The following is a 4,360-nucleotide window of genomic DNA, read 5'->3' as shown; positions in this document are numbered from 1 at the left end:
CTGCGCGCCGACGGGGCGGCGCCGCCGGTGCTCGGCGCCAGCGCCCTGCGCGGTGCGCAGGACGACGGGGCGGCCGCGGAGAGCGCGTCGGCCGAGCTCCTCGACCGCGTCGCGCGCGTGGTCGTCCCCGGGAGCGGCGCCGGGTCGCTGGTGGCGGAGCCGGTCGACGGCGCCGCGCCCGACGTGGCCGGCACGAGCTCGGCCGTGGCCGGCACCGGCGACCTGCGCGGGCTGTCCGCCGCCGCCTGCGTGGCCCCGGCCGACCAGCTGTGGCTGGTCGGGGGCACCACCGGTGCCGGCCGCTCGGTGCGCCTGGTGCTGGCCAACCCCGGCGCCACGGCGGTCACCGTCGACGCGCGCGTGCTCACCCCCGGCGGCGCCGAGCAGCCGAGCGGCCTCAGCGGCCTCTCCCTGGCGCCCGGCGAGCAGCGGGCGGTGCTGCTGGAGGGCGTCGTGGGCGCCTCCGGCCCCCTCGCCGTGCACGTCACCTCCCGCGGCGGCTCGGTCGCCGGCTGGCTGCAGGAGCAGGTGCTGCGCGGGCTGGTGCCCGGTGGCACCGACCTCGTCGTCCCCGGCGCCGAGCCGGCGCAGCACCTGCTCGTGACCGGTGTCGGCGTCCCCGCGCAGGGCGCGGCGCCGGTGCTGCGGCTGGCCGCGCCCGGCGACGAGCCGGTCATCGCCCGCTTCGCGGTGCTCGGCGCCGACGGCGCCGCCGTGCTGGACGGCGTCCCGGCCGCGGTGAGCGTGCCGCCCGGCGCGGTCGTCGACGTGCCGCTGACCGGTGCCGCCCCCGGCGAGGTCGGCCTCGTCGTGGACGCCGACGGCCCGGTGCTCGCCGCGGCCGTGACCGACACCGCGGCGCCCGACGGCGGGGCGGGGGACCTGGCCTGGTCGGCCGCCGCGCCGGCGCTGGAGGCCCCCGCGCTCGTGGCGCTGCCCGCCGACGCGGGGGACACCCCGCTGCCGCGCGCCCGCCTGGTGGTCAGCGCCCCGCCGGCCACCGCGGGGTCGGCCGGCGAGGAGACGGCCGTGGAGGTGGCGGTGCTCGCCGCCGACGGCAGCGCCTCGCCGAGCCGCCGCCTCGTCGTCCCGGCCGGCACCACCGCGGGCGCGGACGTCGCCGACCTCGCCGGCGAGGCCCGCGGGCCGCTGCTGGGGCTCGTGGTCACGCCGGTCAGCGGGCCGCCGGCCGCCGTCGCCGTGCGCCTCGGCCTGCCCACCGCCGTGGCCGGGGGCGCGGGCGGAGACCTGGCCGCGGTGCTGCCCGTGTCACCGTCGCCCGAGGGCGCGGGCGCCGTGCGGGTCGGCCTGCTCGGCGCCCTCTGACAGCGGCCCTCCGGCCCCGGCCCTGCGACCTCAGTCGTCGGAGCCGCGGTAGTGCGGGTCCACCTGCTCGGGCTCGACGCCCAGGGCGGAGGCGACCTGCTCGACGACGACCTCGTGGACGAGCGCGGCGAGGTCGGCCTCGTCGGCCCCGCGGGTCTCCAGCGGTCGCCGGTAGAGGACGACGCGGGCCTGGCGGCCCCGCGCCGCGGGGAAGAACCGGCCCAGCGCCACCTCGGCGCGCTCCCAGGAGGAGGGGTCGCCCGGCGGCACGTCCTCCACGGCGAACTCGATGCTGGCCAGCTGCTCGCCCCAGCGCGGCTCGAGGGACTCCACGGCGTCCAGCACGACGTCGTCGAAGCGCTCGGCGCGGGTGCGCGCCCCGGGCAGCGCGGGGGGCAGGAGCGGGCCGCGGGGGCCGCGTCCGTGCCGGTCCCGGCGCCGGCGGCGGGGGGACTGGCCGGGGCCCTGGCCAGACCCCTGGCCGGGGGCCTGCCGCGGGTTCGGCCCCAGGGCCGGTCGAGGTGCCGACGAGCTGGGCATGGGTGGAGGGTAGGCGCCCGGCACGCGCCGGGCGCGGCTCGGGGCGCCTGTTCTGGGGGTAACGGCGGACGGAGCGTGCGCGAAGGGGTACCGTCCCGTTCCGTGGCTTCGCGACGGTGCAGCAGGAGCGGGTGCGGTGCACCGGCGATCGCGACCCTGACCTACGTGTACGCCGACTCGACGGCGGTCCTCGGTCCGCTGGCGACCTCCGCCGAACCGCACACCTACGACCTCTGCTCGGCGCACGCCGAGCGCCTCACCGCCCCGCGGGGCTGGGAGGTCGTGCGGCTGCAGCCCGAGGCCTACGAGCACCGGCACAGCCACGACGACCTGCTGGCGCTGGCCGACGCCGTCCGCGAGGCGGCCCGCCCGGCACCGGAGCCGCCCGCGCAGGAGCCCGCTCCCGCCCAGGTCGGCCGGCGCGGGCACCTGCGGGTGCTGCGCGACGCTCCGCCGGACCCGACGGACTGACCCGGCTCCTCGAGCCGGCGGTCGGCCCGCTCGCGCCGGTCAGTCCGCGCGGCGGGTGTGCGCCAGGACGTCGGCGATGCTCAGCTCGCCGTCCTGGGTCTCCCACCGGCGGTGCTCGCACCGGCGGCAGGAGGAGAACCGCACGGCCGTGCCGTCGGTGAGGGTCAGCGCCAGCGAGGTCAGCTGGTCGCCGCCGCAGGACGGGCAGCTCTCGGCAGCGGTCGGGCGCTGGGTCAGCGACCCCAGCGGCACGGCCTGCTGAGGGCGGCTGCGCCGGGCCTGGCGCGCGGCCGGCACGGCGGCGCCGGCCGGGGCGTCGGCGCGGCTCGCCGGAGCCGCTGGGGCGGCGGTGCTGGAGCGGGGCATGGTTCCTCCACGGCGGTGGCGACGGGCTGGTCGCCGTCCACGGGCCTCATCGGCGGCCGGCCGCGGGTGTTGAGCCGTTCGGGGGACCAGCGGACGCGCTCCCGCGGGCAGCGGCCCGCGGGATGGCGGCGTGGCTACGCTGCCGGGATGCGCGACACCCCGCTGGACCTGTCGACCATCATCAAGGCCTACGACGTGCGCGGCCTGTCACCCGAGCAGCTCGACACCACCGTGGCCCACGCCCTCGGCGCGGCCGCCGCGGAGGTGCTGGGCGTGGCCGGGCGGACGGGGACCCCGGGCGGGCGCCTGGTCATCGGCCACGACATGCGCCCGACGTCCCCGGAGCTGGTGGACGCCTTCGCCCGCGGCGTGACCGACCGCGGCGGCGACGTGCTCGTCATCGGCCTGTGCTCGACCGACGGGCTCTACTTCGCCAGCGGCTCCCTCGACGCCCCCGGCGCCATGTTCACCGCCAGCCACAACCCGGCCGCCTACAACGGCATCAAGCTCTGCCGGGCCGGGGCCAAGCCGGTCGGCGCCGACACCGGGCTGGTCCAGGTGCGCGAGCTCGCGCAGTCCTACCTCGACCCCGCCACCGACGGCGTCCCCACCGCTCCCGAGCCGGGCGCGCGCACCGACCGCGACCTGCTGGGGGAGTACGCCGCCCACCTGCGCTCGCTGGTGGACCTCTCCGGCGGCCGCCCGCTCAAGGTGGTCGTCGACGCCGGCAACGGCATGGGCGGGCACACCGCGCCGGCCGTGCTGGGCACCGGCGCGGGCCTGCCGGCCCTGCCGCTGGACGTCGTCCCGCTCTACTTCGAGCTCGACGGCACCTTCCCCAACCACGAGGCCAACCCGCTGGAGCCGGAGAACCTCCGCGACCTGCAGGCCGCCGTCGTCGAGCACGGCGCCGACCTCGGGCTCGCCTTCGACGGCGACGCCGACCGCTGCTTCGTGGTCGACGAGCGCGGCGAGCCGGTGAGCCCCAGCGCGGTGACCGCGCTCGTGGCGCTGCGCGAGGTGGCGCGGGCGCAGGCCGGCGGCACCGAGCGCCCCGTGGTGCTGCACAACCTCATCACCTCCCGCGCGGTGCCCGAGCTGGTCTCCGCCGCCGGCGCGGAGGTCGTGCGCACCCGGGTCGGCCACTCCTACATCAAGGCCGAGATGGCCCGCACCGGCGCCGTCTTCGGCGGCGAGCACTCCGCCCACTACTACTTCGCCGACTTCTGGGGCGCCGACACCGGCATGCTCGCCGCCATGCACGTCCTCGCCGCGCTGGGGGAGCAGGACGGCACGCTGTCGGACCTCGTCTCGGCCTACGACCCGTACGCCGCCAGCGGCGAGATCAACTCCCGGGTCGAGGACGTCGCCGCGGTCACCGCGGCCGTGCGCTCGGCGTGGGAGGCCCGGGGCGGGGTGGTCGACACCCTCGACGGCCTCACCGTGAGCTCCCCGCCGGGGGAGGAGCCGACCTGGTGGTTCAACCTGCGCCCCTCGAACACCGAGCCGCTGCTGCGGCTGAACGCCGAGGGCGCGGATGCTGCCACCATGGAGCGCGTGCGCGACGAGGTCCTGGCCCAGGTGCGCGGCGGCGGCACGGTGACCGCGGCCGGCGGCGCGGCGTGAGCGCTCCCCTCGCGCCCTGGCAGCAGCCCTG

At 79.1% G+C, this 4,360-nt stretch carries 5 protein-coding genes; 3 read left to right on the top strand and 2 right to left on the bottom strand.

Annotated features, from left to right (window positions below; all coding sequences use genetic code 11):
- A partial coding sequence (locus tag AC5FZL_RS15705) for a DUF5719 family protein (RefSeq protein WP_493619820.1) occupies window positions 1-1,326 on the top strand: 1,326 nt, incomplete at its 5' end.
- A 30-nt stretch (window positions 1,327-1,356) separates the two neighbouring features.
- Here AC5FZL_RS15705 and AC5FZL_RS15700 read toward each other — a convergent pair.
- Entirely contained in the window at window positions 1,357-1,866 is a 510-nt protein-coding gene (locus AC5FZL_RS15700; RefSeq protein ID WP_493619819.1) for a metallopeptidase family protein, read from the bottom strand.
- A 75-nt stretch (window positions 1,867-1,941) separates the two neighbouring features.
- Between AC5FZL_RS15700 and AC5FZL_RS15695 the strand changes: the two genes are divergently transcribed.
- Window positions 1,942-2,337, top strand: coding sequence for a DUF3499 domain-containing protein (locus AC5FZL_RS15695; RefSeq protein WP_493619818.1), 396 nt, complete (start codon window positions 1,942-1,944; stop codon window positions 2,335-2,337).
- 39 nt (window positions 2,338-2,376) lie between these two features.
- On the opposite strand, the gene AC5FZL_RS15690 is transcribed toward AC5FZL_RS15695, so the two are convergent.
- Window positions 2,377-2,703 (bottom strand): hypothetical protein, encoded by a 327-nt coding sequence (locus tag AC5FZL_RS15690; RefSeq protein ID WP_493619817.1) that lies wholly within the window; start codon window positions 2,701-2,703, stop codon window positions 2,377-2,379.
- A gap of 147 nt (window positions 2,704-2,850) precedes the next feature.
- On the opposite strand from AC5FZL_RS15690, the gene AC5FZL_RS15685 reads away from it, so the two are divergent.
- Window positions 2,851-4,329: a phosphomannomutase/phosphoglucomutase gene (locus AC5FZL_RS15685; RefSeq protein ID WP_493619816.1), complete on the top strand. Its 1,479-nt coding sequence runs from the start codon at window positions 2,851-2,853 to the stop codon at window positions 4,327-4,329.
- Window positions 4,330-4,360: the final 31 nt, after the last annotated feature.

This window comes from Quadrisphaera sp. DVD1 (assembly GCF_058932755.1).
The sequence above is the reverse complement of the archived record's forward strand: the minus strand, read 5'-3'. Positions and strand labels throughout refer to the sequence as shown.